This is a genomic window from Acinetobacter sp. 1542444, from assembly GCF_000581835.1.
In the GTDB taxonomy this organism is placed as follows: Bacteria; Pseudomonadota; Gammaproteobacteria; order Pseudomonadales; family Moraxellaceae; genus Acinetobacter; species Acinetobacter pittii.
In genome coordinates this window covers 1-452 of sequence record NZ_JEYA01000027.1, presented here as the reverse complement: position 1 = coordinate 452, position 452 = coordinate 1, and the positions used below count along the sequence as shown (strand labels likewise).

Annotated in this window: 2 tRNA genes; both read right to left on the bottom strand. The window is 52.0% G+C overall.

The window, feature by feature from the left end:
- Window positions 1-158: 158 nt before the first annotated feature.
- Window positions 159-235: transfer RNA gene (locus J580_RS22750), tRNA-Asp, on the bottom strand.
- Window positions 236-282: 47 nt separating this feature from the next.
- Window positions 283-359 (bottom strand) — tRNA-Asp (locus tag J580_RS22745).
- Between the last annotated feature and the right edge of the window lie 93 nt (window positions 360-452).

The window sequence follows — 452 nt, the reverse complement described above, 5'->3', positions numbered from 1 at the left end:
CGCTGACGGGATCGAACCGCCGACATTCTGCTTGTAAGGCAGACGCTCTACCAACTGAGCTAAGCGCCCCAAGAAGAAAAAACTAATAAATTATTAATTTTTCGATTTAAAACTTTTACATCTCAAATCTTCTTCCAAACACAACCCGAACTGAAAAGTGGCGCAGCGGACGGGGCTCGAACCCGCGACCCCCGGCGTGACAGGCCGGTATTCTAACCAACTGAACTACCGCTGCACTTTCACAATGTCGAAATTGTGGGGTAAACGATGTTAAGTCTTAAGTGGCGCAGCGGACGGGGCTCGAACCCGCGACCCCCGGCGTGACAGGCCGGTATTCTAACCAACTGAACTACCGCTGCACTTGAGAGCTTAACGTAAAGGCTTGGTGGGCGCTGACGGGATCGAACCGCCGACATTCTGCTTGTAAGGCAGACGCTCTACCAACTGAGCTA